14 protein-coding genes are annotated in these 15,968 nt (G+C 54.0%); 5 read left to right on the plus strand and 9 right to left on the minus strand.

Annotated elements, in window-relative coordinates:
• The first annotated feature begins 37 nt into the window (after nucleotides 1-37).
• The gene (gene yiiM, locus Z042_RS03770; protein ID WP_024912864.1) at nucleotides 38-709 is read left to right on the plus strand and encodes a 6-hydroxyaminopurine reductase; all 672 of its coding nucleotides are present in this window, start codon (nucleotides 38-40) and stop codon (nucleotides 707-709) included.
• A gap of 85 nt (nucleotides 710-794) precedes the next feature.
• Here yiiM and Z042_RS03775 read toward each other — a convergent pair whose 3' ends face one another.
• On the minus strand, nucleotides 795-1,157 hold the full coding sequence (locus Z042_RS03775; RefSeq protein WP_024912865.1) for a YibL family ribosome-associated protein: 363 nt from the start codon (nucleotides 1,155-1,157) through the stop codon (nucleotides 795-797).
• A 76-nt stretch (nucleotides 1,158-1,233) separates the two neighbouring features.
• Nucleotides 1,234-2,700: an aminotransferase-like domain-containing protein gene (locus Z042_RS03780; RefSeq protein ID WP_024912866.1), complete on the minus strand. Its 1,467-nt coding sequence runs from the start codon at nucleotides 2,698-2,700 to the stop codon at nucleotides 1,234-1,236.
• A 143-nt stretch (nucleotides 2,701-2,843) separates the two neighbouring features.
• Between Z042_RS03780 and Z042_RS03785 the strand changes: the two genes are divergently transcribed.
• Nucleotides 2,844-3,452: a LysE family translocator gene (locus tag Z042_RS03785; RefSeq protein ID WP_024912867.1), complete on the plus strand. Its 609-nt coding sequence runs from the start codon at nucleotides 2,844-2,846 to the stop codon at nucleotides 3,450-3,452.
• Here the strand turns inward: Z042_RS03785 and Z042_RS03790 are convergent.
• The 7 genes from Z042_RS03790 to Z042_RS03820 all read right to left on the minus strand — a co-directional run bounded on the left by Z042_RS03790 (nucleotide 3,449) and on the right by Z042_RS03820 (nucleotide 13,914).
• Nucleotides 3,449-4,009 (minus strand): MltR family transcriptional regulator, encoded by a 561-nt coding sequence (locus Z042_RS03790; protein ID WP_024912868.1) that lies wholly within the window; start codon nucleotides 4,007-4,009, stop codon nucleotides 3,449-3,451. The two genes, Z042_RS03785 and Z042_RS03790, sit on opposite strands and share 4 nt — an antisense overlap.
• Before the next feature lie 151 nt (nucleotides 4,010-4,160).
• Nucleotides 4,161-5,315: a mannitol-1-phosphate 5-dehydrogenase gene (locus Z042_RS03795; RefSeq protein WP_024912869.1), complete on the minus strand. Its 1,155-nt coding sequence runs from the start codon at nucleotides 5,313-5,315 to the stop codon at nucleotides 4,161-4,163.
• 63 nt (nucleotides 5,316-5,378) lie between these two features.
• Nucleotides 5,379-7,298 carry a PTS mannitol transporter subunit IICBA gene (locus tag Z042_RS03800; protein ID WP_024912870.1) on the minus strand — a complete coding sequence of 640 codons (1,920 nt, stop codon included), beginning with the start codon at nucleotides 7,296-7,298 and terminating at the stop codon, nucleotides 5,379-5,381.
• Nucleotides 7,299-7,874: 576 nt separating this feature from the next.
• Complete coding sequence (locus Z042_RS03805; protein WP_024912871.1) at nucleotides 7,875-8,594, minus strand: DUF3053 domain-containing protein; 720 nt, start codon at nucleotides 8,592-8,594, stop codon at nucleotides 7,875-7,877.
• 180 nt (nucleotides 8,595-8,774) lie between these two features.
• Nucleotides 8,775-10,844, minus strand: coding sequence for a glycine--tRNA ligase subunit beta (gene glyS / locus Z042_RS03810; RefSeq protein WP_024912872.1), 2,070 nt, complete (start codon nucleotides 10,842-10,844; stop codon nucleotides 8,775-8,777).
• Entirely contained in the window at nucleotides 10,837-11,763 is a 927-nt protein-coding gene (gene glyQ / locus Z042_RS03815; RefSeq protein ID WP_024912873.1) for a glycine--tRNA ligase subunit alpha, read from the minus strand. The genes glyS and glyQ overlap by 8 nt, the downstream gene beginning before the upstream one ends.
• Before the next feature lie 162 nt (nucleotides 11,764-11,925).
• A complete protein-coding gene (locus Z042_RS03820; protein ID WP_024912874.1) occupies nucleotides 11,926-13,914 on the minus strand; it encodes an autotransporter domain-containing esterase in 1,989 nt (662 codons plus the stop codon).
• Nucleotides 13,915-14,108: 194 nt separating this feature from the next.
• Between Z042_RS03820 and Z042_RS03825 the strand changes: the two genes are divergently transcribed.
• The 3 genes from Z042_RS03825 (at nucleotide 14,109) to Z042_RS03835 (ending at nucleotide 15,937) form a co-directional block, all read left to right on the plus strand.
• Nucleotides 14,109-14,681 carry a DNA-3-methyladenine glycosylase I gene (locus tag Z042_RS03825; protein WP_024912875.1) on the plus strand — a complete coding sequence of 191 codons (573 nt, stop codon included), beginning with the start codon at nucleotides 14,109-14,111 and terminating at the stop codon, nucleotides 14,679-14,681.
• Nucleotides 14,682-14,716: 35 nt separating this feature from the next.
• Nucleotides 14,717-15,124: an N-acetyltransferase gene (locus Z042_RS03830; RefSeq protein ID WP_024912876.1), complete on the plus strand. Its 408-nt coding sequence runs from the start codon at nucleotides 14,717-14,719 to the stop codon at nucleotides 15,122-15,124.
• Nucleotides 15,125-15,277: 153 nt separating this feature from the next.
• Nucleotides 15,278-15,937: an OmpA family lipoprotein gene (locus Z042_RS03835; protein WP_024912877.1), complete on the plus strand. Its 660-nt coding sequence runs from the start codon at nucleotides 15,278-15,280 to the stop codon at nucleotides 15,935-15,937.
• The last annotated feature ends 31 nt before the right edge of the window (nucleotides 15,938-15,968 follow it).

The following is a 15,968-nucleotide window of genomic DNA, read 5'->3' on the forward strand; positions in this document are numbered from 1 at the left end:
TTCACCGCTGGCCAAGGAGATAAAAATGGAGGCAATGATGCACCCCCCTGAGGTTTACATCGGCAACATTCAACCCTACGCAGGCAGGCGGCCCAGTGCGATTGCCAAACGTCTGGTGGAAGGGGCGATAAAGCTCACACCATTGGGCCTGGAAGGGGACGAACAGGCTGAAAAGGCGCATCACGGTGGGCCAGATCGGGCACTATGCCACTACCCGCGTGAACATTACATCCACTGGCGCAGGCAGTTTCCGGCACAAGCCGAGTTGTTCGCCGCCCCGGCGTTTGGGGAAAACATTTCCACTCTTGGCCTGACCGAGCACAATGTGTTTATGGGCGATATCTTCCGTTGGGGAGAAGCGCTGATTCAAGTCACTCAACCACGTTCACCGTGCTTCAAACTGAACGCACATTTCGCTATCGGTAATCTCTCGGTGCTGATGCAGCAAAGCGGCCACTGCGGTTGGTTATACCGTGTGGTGTCTGCGGGTATGGTCAGTGGTGAACAACCGCTTGAACTGGTCGCCCGCAGCAGTGAGGTTTCCGTCGCTGAGGCGATTGCCATTGCCTGGCACCTGCCGTTCGACGCAGAACAGTATCGCCGCCTGCTGGCCGCCGCAGGGCTTTCTGCCAGTTGGAGTAAAACCATGCTGACACGCATCACTACCAGCAGAATTGAAGACTTCAACCGCCGCCTGCTTGGTCAATAAAGGGCGTGATTCAACATCGACAGGGAAGTACCGCAAAAGAAGATAGCGGCAGTTGGAGCGAACAGCGCCGCCCCAACTGCGCAGGTTAGAAGGTTTTTTTCGCGTAACCGGTGACGGCTTTCAGACCCATTTCACGGCCCAGCGCCGTCATCGGATGCACCACGATCAGGCCACGCACGTTTTTCTTCAACGCGCCCATATCCGCCTGCTCTTTCTTGGTGATTTCACGGCTGAACGGCAATTGACTCAGCTTCTGCGCTTCCGCACTCAGTTTCTCAACCCGCACATGCTTTAAGCGTTCAATTTCTGTCGTCAGCTTCTCTTTTTCTTTGGTATGTTGCGCAATCAGATCAGGATTACCCTGTTGGGCCACTGCGGTATCTTTATGGTTCAGTGCATCCAGCAAATCGCTAAGGCGCTTAATCTCTGCCTTTTCTTTCTCTTTCATGGTCATTGGCCTGTGTGTGCCGCTAGCGGCTGTCGCTAAAAAGTCATTCCCGCATTGTAGCAAAATGCAGGCGCAGTTACTCGCCTTGCGCGATACCCGGCGGCAGGCCGCTCATCTCGCAGGCTTTAGCTCCCACTCGCGCCAGCGCCTGGGTGTAACGCGCATCAAACGGATAACAGCAAGACAGCCGCAGCCCGTTACGGTAACGCCCGCTGGGGGAATACAGCGTACCCGGTGTCAGGCAGATCTGTTCCTCTAGCAACTGGTGAAACAGTGCCACCACGTCTACCGCCAGCGGGAACTCCACCCAGAACACGAATCCCCCCGCAGGCTGTGTCGCCTTTGTGCCACGGGGAAAATGACGTGCGAGCAACGCTCTGGCCTCTTCGACCTGTGCGGCATAGCGTTTGCGCAAGTTGCGCAGGTGGTGATCGTAGCCGCCGGTTTCCAGAAACATCGCCAATGTTTCCGACAACAGCTGTGACTCTGCCATAGAAGACACAGCTTTCAGTTTGCGCAACGCCTCATTGAAACGCCCACCGGCAACCCAACCTACGCGGAAATCCGGTGCCAGTGTTTTGGTAAAACTGGAACAGAACAATACCCATCCTTCGCGATCAAAAGCTTTCACCGCTGGGCTGAGCGCCCCACCAAACTGCAATTCAGCATACAAGCCATCTTCGATCAATGGCACCTGATGATCGTTCATCAACTGTGCCAAGCGTTTTTTCGCCGCCAGCGGCATAGTGCAACCTAACGGATTTTGCACCGTTGGCATGGCAATCACCGCATTGAGCCGCTTTTCTTGCAGCAACAGTTCTAGCGCGTCCAACGATAAGCCCTGTTGGGGATCGGTCGGGATTTCCAACGCTTTCAGCCCCAAACTGGCCAGTAATGGCAGCAGGTAAAAATACGTCGGGGATTCCAGCCCCACACAATCGCCCTGTTTGGTGGTGACCCGTAATGCCAGTTGCAACGCCTCCATACAACCGTGCGTCAAAGTAATATCTCCCGGCTCCAGCAACATCCCCAAGGTCATGGAGCGGCGGGCGATCTGCTGGCGTAGCCGCAGGCTGCCAGGCGGTAGAGCATATTGCCCGATCAGGTTTGGCTGGCGGCGCAGCTGTGAAGCCAGCATCCGCCCCAGCTTGCCACCGGGATAAAAATCACTGGTTTGTGGGCAGGCCAGCGACAGATTGGTGAATAGCAGATTTTGTTGCGCGGCAAATACCGTATCGATCAAGGCCAGCACATCGTTTGCCGGTTTTTCTACCCGATGGCTGGGAGCAGACGCGGTTTTCAGCGCTGGCAGCGTAGCGCGCACGTAGAAACCGGACTGCGGCCGTGCTTCGATCAATCCACGGTCTTCAAGCTGGCGATAAGCCGCCACCACGGTATTGATACTGGCGCTATGAGTCTGCGCACTGCGCCGTATTGAAGGCATCCGGCTACCGGGCAACAGAGTGCCACGGCGGATAGCCGCCGCCAACGTCTCCGCCAGTTGCAGATAACGGATTTCCGGGATCTCATTAAGCAGGGTCACAGTTTGTCTCCAGATGATGGTTACAGTTAGTCATTGATACAACTGTAACCATGACAATATCTTATTTCTGATTCTGTCACCACTCCAACTAACTCCTTATGCTGATAACTCATCTGTATCAATCTGTTTTAGGAACTGTATATATGCTGGACTCCGCTTTTGTCAGTTACGTTACCGTGATGGCGATTACCCCCGGCCCCAACAATCTGTTGCTGGCCTCATCCGGTGTTAATTTCGGTATCCGCCGCACTCTGCCGATGCTGCTAGGCATCGTTGTAGGTTGTGCCGTGCAGCTCGCTCTGACGACAGCGCTGCTGGCCGTGGCCCTCAACTGGATTGGCACCATCCGTTTCCCGCTAGCGACCATAGGCTGTACTTACTTGCTGTGGTTATCGTGGAAACTGTTCAACGCGGCCGCGCCAGACGCTAAACAGCAGGTGCAGCCGATGCGTTTTATCAGCGGTGCCTTATTTCAGGCGGTCAATCCGAAAGTCTGGCTGATGGTGATTAACGTGGCGATCCTGTTTGCCCCACGCGAAGGGGCCACTCTTAGCCAAACACTGTTGATTATCGCCAGTTTCAGCGCAGTGAACATGCCCTGCGTTTTGGTCTGGGCGCTGATGGGCGATCGATTGCGTCATGCACTGCGTATTACCTGGAAGCTGCGGTTATTCAACGCGGTGATGGCGGGTTTGATGGCCATAACGGCCCTATGGCTGCTGTTTGACGAGTGGCGTGTCGCCTTCGCTTAAGGTTTTTGTGCGCCGAGCGGGGAAAGCCGAGAGGGCTGTTTGGCTCCAATACCGGCCAACAGTTCTGTCACCGAAAGCACCATGGTGGAACGCACCATCTGCTGATAGCGCTGGTGCTGCATGGCAATCAGCGATTCATCCGCTTCGCCGGGCTGCAAAAAAGCAGGCACCGGCGGCAAGGCGCTGACGCAGTGCAGTTCACCGAAGGGACCCAGCATTTCGTCATCGATAAAACGGTATTCCGCACCGTCATAATTCAATTCTTCACGCATCGCCATCAGCAATTCAGCATCTTCATATTCCTGGCGAGAAATCACGCCCAGCCCGTACATCAGCTTAAGGCGCACCGAAAGCTCGCCCAGCGGGCCGGCACCGGACAACAAAGGTTCAACGGCATATTTCACCGCATAATCGTCTTTACGGAAGACCTGAACCACCAGGACGTTGAGCGCTTCTGCCAGCAGATCAACCGCTGCAATCAGAAAACTGCGCACCGTCTTACCTGCGTTCAGCTTTTCCAGAACCTTATTTTCAAATGCTTGTGTCTCGATCATCATCGCTTTTCTAATGGCGTGGGGTGGGTACTTTAACACTCTATGATTCATCAAACATTGCCACTAGCCGTTATATACTTGTCATACTTCACGTTACATGGGTGCTGGAGCCCGTAAAGAGGCCGAGCACCGCCCGGCCTCAAACGTAAGTAGCCTAGCGTTGCTGCATCGCGTGATACGCAGCAACCGCTTCACCCACCACGTCGCTGTCCGCCGGTAACCCGGAAACCTGCGCCAGTGCAGCTTTTGGCCCGTGTTTCTCAAGCAGTTCCAGCCACTCTTTTGCCTGTGGGTCCTGCTCACTCCGGTAGCCCATGGCCGCAGCAATTCCCTGGATCAAATGGGTATGCGGCAAGCCATACTCCAATGTGCCTAACAAGGGTTTGATCAGGCGATCGCCCGCGCTCAGCTTACGCAGTGGCTGGCGGCCAACACGTTCTACGTCGTCGTGCAGATACGGGTTTTCAAAACGGGACAGGATTTTGTTGATATACGCCGCATGTTTGTCGGCCTCAAAACCGTAACGCTGGATCAGCACCGCACCGCTTTCTTCCATCGCGCCTTTCACAATCTGGCGGATCGTCGGATCAAGAATGGCCTCGCGGATGGTCAACAGATTAGCTCGCTGGCCAAGATACGCAGTAATCGCATGGCCCGTGTTCAGGGTAAACAGCTTGCGCTCAACGAACGCCATCAGGTTGCTGGTCAATTCCATGCCAGCAATCGCTGGGGGTTCGCCCTTAAACTGCGTTTGATCGACAATCCATTCGCTGAAGGTTTCTACCGTCACTTCCAGCGGATCGCTGCTGCCCGCTTCTGCGGGTGGCACAATGCGATCAACCGCTGAATCAACGAAACCAATATGCTGTTCTACCCAAACCTGCTCATCCTGCGATAAGGCGTCGAACACATGCTGCTTCAGTTGGCTGGTGCCGCGCACCATATTCTCACAGGCAATAATATTCAATGGCTGAGTATTACCCTGCTGATGGCGTTGGATCAGCCCTTTGGCAATCGTCCCGGCGATTCTGCCCAGGATCTGCGGACCAACAGCGGTGGTCACAATATCGGCGCTGGCGATTAACGCAACCGCTTCTTCGCTGCCGCTGTTGACCGCTTTGACGTTGTTCACGTTTTCAACACGCGCCTGCTCGCCAACCACATGCACCTGATAGCCATTGCGTTGGTTAAGTTCGTCCAGCACCGTTTGGTTGACGTCAGCAAAAGTCAGTTCGGCATGTGCGTCGGCCAGCAGTTTACCGATAAAGCCACGGCCAATATTCCCAGCCCCGAAGTGTAATGCTTTCATATTCCTACCTTTATTAATGTAGAAGGGTGCAGCAAGCTGCACCCTTTAAAATGATTCTGTCTATCAGGCTTTCTTGCCACCCAGCAAGTCCAGCACTTCTTGTACGCTGGTGGTGCTCGCCAACCGTTCAATAACGCTGTCGTCATCCAGCGCATTGGTCAGGCTGGTGATCACATGGATATGCTCGTTGTTGCGTGCGGCGATGCCGATCACCAGGCGCGCAACCTCATCCTCTTCTTCACCGAAACGCACGCCGTGCGGATACTGGCAGAATACCACGCCAGTGCGTAACACCCGGTCTTTAGCTTCAATAGTGCCATGCGGCACGGCGATTGACTCACCCAGATAGGTAGACGTCAGCTTCTCACGCTCCAGCATGGCTGCAACATATTCAGGCTCAACATAGCCCCCTTTCACCAGTTGCTCACCCGCAAAGCGTATCGCCTGCTCTTTGTCGCTGGCATGCAGGTTGAGGAACACGTTGCTTTCATTCAGTTTAAACAGATTCTGCTCACTGGCATCAAAGCTGTCGTCCAGCGTAGCGATCACCTTTTGCTCAGTTTCGGTGGTTTTGTTCGCCGCCACCAAACGCGCGGTCAAATCACTGTATAACTGGCTGTCAAGGAAGTTAGTCAGTGAGATATGCTGGGCCTGTGGCGCATGGCGCATCGCCCGCTCGGTCAGATCGCGGTGCGTAATCACCAGGTCCACATCTTCCGGCAGGCTGTTAATCGCGCTGTTGGTCACAGAGATATTTTTCAGCCCGGCGTCGGCCACTTTCTTACGTAGCACACCGGCTCCCATGGCGCTGGAACCCATACCGGCGTCGCAGGCCACGATAATTTTACGCACGGTGCTCAGATCGCCATCAGCCGCGGCATTAGCCACGCCTTTACCGCCTTTGGACTGCGCTTTCATGTCCTGCATACGGCGAGTTGCTTCCTCCAAATCGTCTTCTTCTTTCACTTTCGAGGTTTTCAGCAAGAAGGAAGAAACCAGGAATGAAACCAGGAACGCCGCGAAAATCGCGGTCAGGTTAGCGAAGTAAGCCCCTTTTGGCGTCATGGCCAGCACGGCCAGAATAGAACCCGGAGAAGCAGGGGAAACCAGGCCACCGTTCAGCACGGTCAAGGTGAACACGCCGGTCATCCCACCCAGAATAACCGCCAGAATCAGGCGTGGATTCATCAGCACATAAGGGAAATAAATTTCATGAATACCGCCCAGGAAGTGGATGATCGCCGCACCGCCCGCAGACTGTTTGGCATTCCCACGGCCAAAGAACAGGTAGGCCATCAACACGCCCATACCTGGGCCAGGGTTAGCTTCGATCAGGAAGAAGATCGATTTACCGGCTTCGGTCGCCTGCTGGATACCCAACGGCGAGAAGATACCATGGTTAATGGCATTATTCAGGAACAGGATTTTCGCGGGTTCAACGAAGATGGACGTCAACGGCAACAGGTTGTTGACCACCATGATATGCACGCCAGCCGACAAAACTTTGGACAGCGCTTCAACCAACGGGCCAATCCCCAGGAAAGCGAGGATCGCCAGCAGCATACCGATAATACCGGCAGAGAAGTTGTTCACCAGCATCTCAAAGCCGCTTTTAATCTTGCCGTCTACCCAGCGGTCAAAATGTTTGATTGCCCAACCGCCCAGCGGGCCAACTATCATGGCACCGAGGAACATAGGCATATCTGCCCCGACAATCACGCCCATCGTGGTGATAGCACCCACCACGCCGCCACGCTCGCCTCCCACCAGCTTACCGCCGGTGTAACCGATCAACAATGGCAGCAGATAGGTGATCATTGGGCCAACCATCTTGCTTAACGTCTCGTTTGGCAGCCAGCCGGTAGGAATAAATAACGCGGTAATGATACCCCAGGCGATAAATGCACCAATGTTGGGCATCACCATGTTGCTCAGGAAACGGCCAAAGTTTTGCACTTTAACCTTGATATCTGGTGAAAACATAAAACACACCCCATATTGTTACGCGCTGACAATAAGAGCGCGTGATAATTGTTGTAACGTTCCAGCCATGTTGACGCTGTATGCGAGACGGACTCTACCACGCTCTTTTTACTACGCGAATCGCTCGACAAATTTATGATCCATATCACATACAACACCCCTATGACCGGGTATTTATTGTGATTTAAATCACATTTATCCGGTGTAAAAAAAGCACAACAAGAAATTAATCGCGTTAAACCCACAAAAAACGTGATAAAAATCACATTTTAATTTTGAGTGTTTGTTTTTTATTTGTGATATTAATCACAATTTATTTTACATCTCTTCACCAAATCATGGTCAGAAAGGGCACCTTCCCTGTAAGCCTGCACGCTGACAGCCATTAACCATGGAGTGAATGAAAGAAAACTACATTAAAAGAAATGATGATTCGGCAATACCTTGCCTAGTAGAAGTGTAGTACAGAAGTGTTGGAGGGAAGTGTGGCAAGTTATGAGAAAAATACAGGATAAAATACCGGGGCCAGTATACTGGCCCCACTAACATCATACCCTACATCGCAGCGCTCTTACTTTACTGCATCACACCCTGCACGGTTTTTTGTGCATTCAGCAGATTCTGCTGCTTGGCTACCAGATTCGCCATCATGGTGTTGTACTGCGTCGTCTGTTGCTGGGTACGGAACTGTACACCGCCATTGTTGAAACTGACCTGATTACCCTGTGCCTGGAGGAAATCCCCGACCTGCACCAGATCCTGCACGAAGCTGGCCGTGGTTGGAATCGTTGGCATCAAGGCATTGGCCGGTACGGTGACAATTTTATCATACGCCTGATTGTAAACGGCTTTCAGATCGTCCGGCTGTTTCAATGCTGTACGAGCGTTATCCGCCTGCAACTTCGCCGACTGGATCTGTTGCCCCAGCAGGTTCAACGCACCCAACGATTGTTGCAGACTATCACGCTTGCTCATGTAATCCTGCGCAGTATGGATTTGGTTAATCTGATCCAGCACTGGGATCAGGCTGGCTTCAACCGATTTCGATAACTGCTGGGAAAAACCGACCAAAATGGCGTAATCACCCGCATAATTGCCAAATTTCTGTTTCTGATCTTCGCTCAGCGTCGGGATACTCATACCGCTGCGCATGACCGTATTCTGCAAGTAATCAACGAATGCTTTACGCTGTTCCGGTTCTTTATCGCCGCAGGCGGTCAGTTGTATAACCACCAACAATGCCAACACCGGTGCCAACCAACGCGCGAAACCTCTGCTCTGGATACCTACCACCATGTGACATAACTCCTGTTATCAATTTATCAAGCTCCATACCGGCTGCTGCATTCCATGCATCTATCTCAGCGTTTTTGGAGTGGTTTTTCTACATATTCTTTGGGTCTATAAGAATAGATCAACTGAATGCGAAAAGGTAAAAAAGCGCCCGCAGGCGCTTTTAGCATCAACCGATTACCTTTACTGCAAGACGGAAATATCCGCCACCTGTAGGAACAATTCACGCAGCTTGCTCAACAACGTCAGGCGGTTTATGCGCACCGCTTCATCTTCCGCCATCACCATCACGCTGTCGAAGAACGTATCCACGGTTTCGCGCAGCGCCGCCAGCTCAACCAGGGCTTCCTGGTAGCGGCCTGCGGCGAAGTCCGGTTGCAGTTTGTCACGCAACACCACCAGATGAGTCGCCAGCTTAAGTTCTGCCGGTTCCTTCAGCACGGAAGCACGCACCTGCTCCAACAGGGTATCGTTGGATTTGGCCAGAATATTAGAGACACGCTTGTTGGCCGCCGCCAATGCCGCCGCTTCTTCCAGCGTGCGGAAGTGAGTAACCGCCTTCACGCGCGCATCAAAATCGGCCGGTTTGGTTGGACGGCGTGCCAATACTGCCTGAATGGTGTCTACCGCGTGGCCTTCTTCCTGATACCAGGCGCGGAAACGGCCCAGCATAAAGTCAACAACCTCATCCACCACCTTGGCGTTGGTCAGCTTGCTGCCGTACAGGCGCACGGCTTCTTCGGCCAGAGTTTGCAGATCCAGCGGCAGGTTTTTCTCAACAATGATACGCAGCACGCCCAGCGCGGCGCGGCGCAGGGCAAACGGATCTTTATCGCCTTTCGGGTGTTGCCCGATGCCAAAGATACCGGCCAGGGTGTCCATCTTGTCGGCAATCGCTAATGAACAAGCCACCAGCGACTGCGGCAGCTCATCACCAGCAAAGCGCGGCTGATACTGCTCGTTCAACGCAACGGCAACGTCTTCCGCTTCGCCGTCGTGACGCGCATAGTGCATGCCCATCACACCCTGGGTGTCGGTGAATTCGAACACCATATTGGTCATCAGATCGCATTTTGACAGTAACCCAGCGCGGGTGGCATGGTTGACGTCAGCGCCGATCTGCCCGGCGATCCAACCGGCCAATGCCTGAATGCGGTCGGTTTTGTCACGCAGGGTGCCCAATTGCTGTTGGAACAGTACGGTTTCCAGACGTGGCAGATGATCTTCCAGGCGCTTTTTGCGATCGGTATTGAAGAAGAACTCAGCATCGGCCAAGCGTGGGCGCACCACCTTCTCGTTACCAGAGATGATTTGCTGTGGATCTTTCGATTCGATGTTAGCCACAAAGATAAAGTTCGGCAGCAGTTTGCCCGCAGCGTCATACACTGGGAAATACTTCTGATCGCCTTTCATGGTGTACACCAGCGCTTCTGCCGGTACCGCCAGGAATTTCTCTTCGAACTTGGCGGTCAGCACCACCGGCCATTCCACCAGCGAGGCCACTTCTTCCAGCAGGCTTTCGCTCAGATCGGCTTTGCCACCGATCTTTTGCGCCGCCAGCTCGGCGTCACGTTTGATCAGCGCTTTACGAACTTCGTAATCGGCAATCACTTTACCGCGCTCTTGCAGGATCTGCGGGTATTGGTCAGCGTTGTCGATGGTGAATTCCGGTTCACCCATAAAACGGTGGCCACGCAAGGTACGAGCAGAATCAATACCCAGCACGCTGCCAGGGATCAGCTCAGCACCCAGCAGCAGGGTCACGGTGTGCACCGGGCGCACAAACTGGGTGTCTTTATCACTCCAGCGCATCAGTTTCGGGATCGGCAATTTAGCCAGCGCATTGCTCACCATACCTGCCAGCAATTCCTGTGCCGATTGGCCCGGCACATGGGCACGATACAGCAGCCATTCGCCTTTGTCGGTCACCAGACGCTCGGCCTGATCGACGGTGATACCACAACCGCGCGCCCAGCCTTCGGCCGCTTTGCTAGGTTGACCACTGGCATCGAATGCCTGAGCAATCGCCGGGCCGCGCTTTTCCACTTCACGATCGGCCTGCGCAGCGCTCAGATTAGCGACTTTCAGCGCTAAACGGCGCGGAGCGGCGAACCAGCTCACTGTGCCATGTTCAAGGCCAGCGTTATCCAACTCGGCGGTAAAATTCGCGGCAAAAGACTCCGCCAGTGAACGAAGAGCCTTCGGCGGCAGCTCTTCCGTGCCGATTTCCACCAGGAAAGTCTGTTCAGTCATGGCTGCCTCTGTTCTTTTTTTCTAACATCGGGAAACCCAGCGCTTCACGGGAAGCGTAGTAGGCTTCTGCAACGGCCTTGGTCAGCGTGCGGATACGCAAAATATAGCGCTGACGCTCGGTCACCGAGATCGCCTTGCGTGCATCCAGCAGGTTGAAGGTATGGGCAGCCTTCAGGATACGTTCGTAAGCCGGCAGCGGCAGCGGTTTTTCTAGCGCCAACAACGTTTGTGCTTCTTTCTCGTACTGCTCGAAACAGCTGAACAGGAAATCGACATCGGCATATTCGAAGTTATAGGTAGACTGCTCCACTTCGTTCTGATGGAACACATCGCCATAGGTGGTGATGCCCAACGGGCCATTGCTCCACACCAGATCGTAAACGCTATCCACGCCCTGAATGTACATCGCCAGGCGTTCCAGACCATAGGTGATCTCGCCGGTCACGGGTTTGCACTCCAGGCCGCCAACCTGCTGGAAGTAGGTGAACTGCGTCACTTCCATGCCGTTCAGCCACACTTCCCAGCCCAGGCCCCAGGCACCGAGCGTTGGGTTTTCCCAGTTGTCTTCTACGAAGCGGATATCGTGAATGGTCGGGTCCAGCCCCAGCTCTTTCAGCGAGCCCAGGTACAGTTCCTGAATGTTTTCCGGCGATGGCTTAATCACCACCTGGAATTGATAATAGTGTTGCAGGCGGTTCGGGTTTTCCCCGTAGCGCCCGTCGGTCGGGCGGCGTGACGGCTGCACGTAAGCGGCGGCCATTGGCTCCGGGCCCAGTGCGCGCAGGCACGTCATTGGGTGAGAGGTTCCTGCGCCGACTTCCATGTCCAAGGGTTGAACAATGGTACAGCCTTGGCGCGCCCAATAGTCTTGCAGTGTCAGGATCAGGCCCTGAAAGGTCTTGGTATCAAACTTTTGCATGTTAGATTCGCACGCGATACAAGTGGATTTAGATGGAATGCGCAAGTATACCCGTTGACCGTAAGATATACAGCCAGAATCCCGCAACAAGTATGAATCATTGATAAAGTGGCCGCTGATTTGGGCCACTTTAGGACAACGCTGATAACGTTCCGGGGATGATCAAAACCGCGCACTGAGCCCAACGTTGTACATAAATTGTTCACCGCTGCTCAAGCCACCCGTTTGTGAAACAGAAGCGAAAGCGGCTACCCGATCGGTCAGTGGCATATTGCCCCCCAGCGTCACATTGACCCAGTTTCTGTCTTGGCTGGCGCTGTCGCGGGTAAATGAGGTCTGGGTTGATCTCAGCCCCCCTCCCGCGCGATAGACATCATCCCCGAACTGATGCTGATAACTCAGCTCAGCATAAGGATTAACCCTCCCCAGTTGCGCATCCAACCGCCACCCCAGCGCGGCAATCTGTGAACGGTAAATCTGGTCGTTGAAACGCATCGCGGTACTGCGGTCGCTATCTTCGCTGTAACCCGAAACATTGCTGTAGTCCCAGGCAAACTGCGCCATCGGCCCGGTGGTCAGGTATGACGTCACCGGAAAATCATAACCACCGGTCACCCGCGCCCCCCACTGCTTACCCGACGTCGAACCGGTTTCAGTGCGCGTTAGCGAACCCAACTGCATACTGCGACGAATATCGTCATAATCCATTGTCATATAATGCAAATCTGTATTCACCCAGCCATGTTCAAACCCCGACCAAGAACTGAACACAGAAAACAGCAAACCACGCGCTTTATACTCGTAGCGGTTGGAAGGCTGCTGATCGTCAGCAGAACCCGATATCAATGCCCCAATCAACCAGCTATCCGTTAACTGGTAGTCCATACCCACCGTGAGATTATGCGTCGTGGCATCGCCATCTCCAGCCACTAGATTGCCCGAATAATCATAACGCTGCCCGGCATAACCACCGAATACTCCCAAAGAACCTTGCGGATGGCTGCCAGAACGCAACTGCTGGAAACGGCCATCAAGAGTAGCACGGCTATCACGCGCCATCGCTGCCGTTGCCTGGTTGAGCGCCACGGCCTGTGCCGGGCCATCAAGCACTGCCTGCATGTAATCCGCAATCAACCGGTGCGCCTGTGGACTGGGGTGCAGATGGTCAGCAAACAAATAGGACTGGTTGGCATCAAAACCGGGCGTTGAGGAGTTACATATTGCCGATGATACCCCCGCTGGGCAGGCCATCCCGGCAGTATTGGTGAGACCGAACTGGCCTGGGTTAGCGATCACTTCACTGAACAGTTGATTGACATCAACACGCACAATATTGCCACCACCCTGTGCCAATAAGCGATCTTCGCTTTGATTATAAAAATCCGTAAGTTGGTCCGTTTGCACACTCAGGCTGTCAAAAGCGGCGATCAGCTGTGCAGCTATCGCCTGTTGCACCTGTGGATTTGCGCTGCCTAATGCCGCTGCGGCGCTTAACGCCTGATGAATCGCTTGTTGGCGTGAAGCGTCATCCGGTGTAGCCAACGAATTGAGCACGGCATAGGCCGCTTGTATCGCCGCTCCCTGTACCGGAGAAAGCGCCTGCTGGATAACCAGCTCCATCAACAGGGGGGTAGAACCGATATTTGGCACCGTTGGCACGATCACCGTTCCAGCACCGGCATTCAGCAACGCATGTACCTGTGTGGCAGCCGCTGCGACACTGGTATAGGCCACTTCCGGTGCCGTTGCCGGGTTCAGGGCTGCCGCAGCCAGATCATTACCACCAATCCAGTGGATATATACCCCGTTACCATCTGCCTTGCCGTTGACCTGGGCAAGATAACGCTGCACTTGCTCCTGAGTATTGTCCACCGGGTTGAGCGCAGGTACCGCACCCCCCCCTCCTGCGGCATAGTTATAACCGCCATCGTCAGAAGCGGTCAGCGCCACCCCCATCCGTTGAGCAAGCCATTCGTCATAAAGCAGATATTGCTGGTTATCATAAGTAAATCGGCCATTGTTGCCGGTATCGCTCAGGCTGTCACCAAACACGTAAAGCTGATCATAAGCCTGTACTGGAATACTGGTACAAAACGCTAAAGCGACGACCAGCGCAGCAAGGCGGGGCTGATAAGTTTTTTTAAGAGGCATAGAAGGTTCCTCAAAGTGGGCAGATCAATGAAATCACATGGTTACCGTTGGCGACTATCGCGCCCCCCTGTGTTAAATGTTGCGAGCCCTCACACTACATCAAGTCGGGTGATGATAAAACAATCAGAGGCTTGCCAACCAAGCCACTTCAGGCGATGATTACCTGTAAATAAACACAGCATAAGGAGATCAAGATGACCACTGAACGTTGCGGTTGGGTAACTGCCGATCCGTTGTATCTCGAATATCACGATAAAGAATGGGGCACACCCACCACCGATGCCCGTGAGCTGTTTGAAATGCTGTGTCTGGAAGGCCAACAGGCGGGGCTTTCCTGGATCACCGTGCTGAAAAAGCGCGAAAACTATCGCCGTGCTTTCCATCATTTCGATCCACAGCGCGTTGCTGCCATGACCGAGCAAGATGTCGAAACCCTGCTGCAAGACAGCGGTATCATCCGCCACCGCGGTAAAATAGAAGCCATTATTACCAACGCCAAGGCTTATCTGGCCATGCAAGCCGCAGGGGAAGATTTCGTCACCTTTATCTGGAGTTTTGTGGACGGTAGCCCTTTGCTGAACCATTGGCAGGCGCTAGCCGAGGTGCCGGGCAAAACCGAGCGCTCGGATGCCATGTCCAAGGCGTTGAAAAAACGTGGCTTCAAATTTATCGGTTCTACCATTTGCTATGCCTTTATGCAGGCTAGTGGTCTGGTTAACGATCATATAACCCATTGCTTCTGCCACCCAAAACAGCGTCGGGCGTAATCCGCCCCGCCAGCCCGGCCGACATTGAAGCCTTGATGGCGCTGTGGTTGAAAAGCACCACTGACGCACATCCTTTTGTCCCGGCAGATTATTGGCAGCAAAGTGCCCAACAGGTACGCCAGAGCTATCTGCCGAGTGCCGAAAACTGGGTTTATCTGTATGGCGGGCAGATCGTCGGTTTTATCAGCGTCTTGGATGGGCGCTTCATCGGTGCATTGTTTGTTGAACAACATCTGCATGGCAAAGGGGTGGGTCCGGCGTTGATGGCCTACGTCCAACAACGCTACAGCTGGCTGAGCCTGGAAGTGTATGAGCAAAACCAGCGCGCTTGCGCATTTTATCGCAGGCAGGGTTTCCACGAAATGCAGCGCCTGTTCAACCAGGAAACTCAAGCCTATACGCTTATCATGAATTGGGCTGCCACCGAGCAGCATTATCTCTGATCTGATAAGGGCAAACGTTATCTTAAAGATCGCATTCTCGGTAATAATTCAGCTTTTTCTGGTTCCTTCCCCTCTCTATTGCCGGGTAACTTGCCTCGTCATCTCCACAGGCACTACATCCATGTCGGATATTGATGCTATTAAAGGAAAACCATGAAAAAACGTATTGCGATTATTGCCAGTGTACTGACTGTTGTTATGGCACTATCTGCCTGCACCACCAACCCTTACACCGGGGAATCACAAGCCGGTAAAGCAGGCATCGGCGCTGGCGTTGGCGCAGTTCTTGGGGCTGGTGTTGGTGTACTCTCCTCATCGAAAAAAGATCGCGGCAAAGGTGCCTTGATTGGGGCCGCTGCCGGAGCCGCCCTGGGCGGTGGCGCCGGTTATTACATGGATGTACAAGAGGCTAAACTGCGCGAGAAAATGCAGGGCACCGGCGTCAGCGTCACCCGCCAGGGCGATAATATCGTGCTGAACATGCCAAACAATGTCACCTTCGATACCAACAGCAGTACGCTGAAACCGGCAGGGGCCAACACCCTGACGGGGGTTGCCATGGTGTTGAAAGAGTATGAAAAAACAGCGGTCAATGTGGTGGGCCACACCGATAGCACCGGTGCTCGCGCACATAATATGACCCTATCGCAGCAGCGAGCCGACAGCGTAACCAGTGCCTTGATCCTCCAGGGCGTTGCAGCCAACCGCATCCGTACCACCGGGGCGGGCCCAGACAACCCGATCGCCTCCAACAGCACAACGGAGGGTAAGGCGCAAAACCGCCGGGTTGAAATCACACTCAGCCCATTATAATCATCCCGCGCGGGGCGATTGGCCCCGCCAA

The organism is Chania multitudinisentens RB-25, from assembly GCF_000520015.2.
GTDB lineage: Bacteria > Pseudomonadota > Gammaproteobacteria > Enterobacterales > Enterobacteriaceae > Chania > Chania multitudinisentens.

Bases quoted from the DNA above. Each gene is read 5' to 3' on its own strand.
- yiiM (WP_024912864.1), top strand. From the start codon at position 38: ATGCACCCCCCTGAGGTTTACATCGGCAACATTCAACCCTACGCAGGC.
- Z042_RS03775 (WP_024912865.1), bottom strand. From the start codon at position 1,157: ATGAAAGAGAAAGAAAAGGCAGAGATTAAGCGCCTTAGCGATTTGCTG.
- Z042_RS03785 (WP_024912867.1), top strand. From the start codon at position 2,844: ATGCTGGACTCCGCTTTTGTCAGTTACGTTACCGTGATGGCGATTACC.
- Z042_RS03790 (WP_024912868.1), bottom strand. From the start codon at position 4,009: ATGATGATCGAGACACAAGCATTTGAAAATAAGGTTCTGGAAAAGCTG.
- Z042_RS03795 (WP_024912869.1), bottom strand. From the start codon at position 5,315: ATGAAAGCATTACACTTCGGGGCTGGGAATATTGGCCGTGGCTTTATC.
- Z042_RS03800 (WP_024912870.1), bottom strand. From the start codon at position 7,298: ATGTTTTCACCAGATATCAAGGTTAAAGTGCAAAACTTTGGCCGTTTC.
- Z042_RS03805 (WP_024912871.1), bottom strand. From the start codon at position 8,594: ATGGTGGTAGGTATCCAGAGCAGAGGTTTCGCGCGTTGGTTGGCACCG.
- glyS (WP_024912872.1), bottom strand. From the start codon at position 10,844: ATGACTGAACAGACTTTCCTGGTGGAAATCGGCACGGAAGAGCTGCCG.
- glyQ (WP_024912873.1), bottom strand. From the start codon at position 11,763: ATGCAAAAGTTTGATACCAAGACCTTTCAGGGCCTGATCCTGACACTG.
- Z042_RS03820 (WP_024912874.1), bottom strand. From the start codon at position 13,914: ATGCCTCTTAAAAAAACTTATCAGCCCCGCCTTGCTGCGCTGGTCGTC.
- Z042_RS03825 (WP_024912875.1), top strand. From the start codon at position 14,109: ATGACCACTGAACGTTGCGGTTGGGTAACTGCCGATCCGTTGTATCTC.
- Z042_RS03830 (WP_024912876.1), top strand. From the start codon at position 14,717: ATGGCGCTGTGGTTGAAAAGCACCACTGACGCACATCCTTTTGTCCCG.
- Z042_RS03835 (WP_024912877.1), top strand. From the start codon at position 15,278: ATGAAAAAACGTATTGCGATTATTGCCAGTGTACTGACTGTTGTTATG.